We start from the raw sequence: 841 nt of genomic DNA on the forward strand, positions 1-841 counted from the left end.
ATCTCTAAATTGAATCTCGAAAGCTTTATTCAACCAACTGGTATGAAGCATATTGATTTCATATCACGAGGTCGACAGTCTCATAACCCTACATCATTACTGACAGGAGAGAGCTTCAATCATTTGATGGCAGGGTTGAAAAAGCAGTACGACTATATTGTTATTGATGCGCCACCAATACTAGCGGCTTCAGATGCCATGGTATTAGGGCAATATGCAGACAAAGTACTACTTGTCACTAAGTTCAATCATTCAGTAGAAGGACAACTGATTTATGCCATCAAACAGATGAGCAGAGCCAATGTACAGGTAGATGGCATCGTTCTCAACGATGTACGTCAGAGCATTATAAATAAGTATAGTTATAACTACCATTATGCTTATGGACATACCCAATAACTTGTTTTTTTACGGCTGCTTCTCATGAGTAACATAACTTAAGTAGGTGAGTCTTATGTTTATAAAAACAGAGTTCAACGAAGCTTATCAGGCGCCCAATGACCTGACTCGATGGTCGAAGCGTGTGGCTCTGTATTTATTGTCATTACCACGGTTTGCCAAGTGCTCTATATTATTTAGCATAGATTTTGCAATCTCGATACTTTGCTTATTCTCTGCATTGGCGTTACGACAAGGTTATATTGACTATCATATCAGCCTTGCTGGATTGGTGTTTTACGCACTTATTCCAGTGGCTAGCTTGTATTTGATAGGTTTTTATAAGAGCGCCTCTAGAGGGTTTTTTGACGCTGCTATGGGACGTATATTACAGTTATTCTTATTACTTATTATTGTCTATGAGTTCATTATTTATTCAAATATAGTGGCGACGATGCCGCGC

General features: G+C 38.6%; 1 protein-coding gene and 1 pseudogene. Both read left to right on the top strand.

The window, feature by feature from the left end:
• Positions 1–399: tyrosine-protein kinase family protein (locus ACS8FC_RS16180; RefSeq protein ID WP_439297526.1), on the top strand; the 399-nt coding region annotated here is incomplete at its 5' end.
• A 55-nt stretch (positions 400–454) separates the two neighbouring features.
• Positions 455–841: pseudogene (locus ACS8FC_RS16185) on the top strand (polysaccharide biosynthesis protein); the annotation flags it as partial.

This window comes from Psychrobacter sp. 1Y4 (assembly GCF_051847555.1).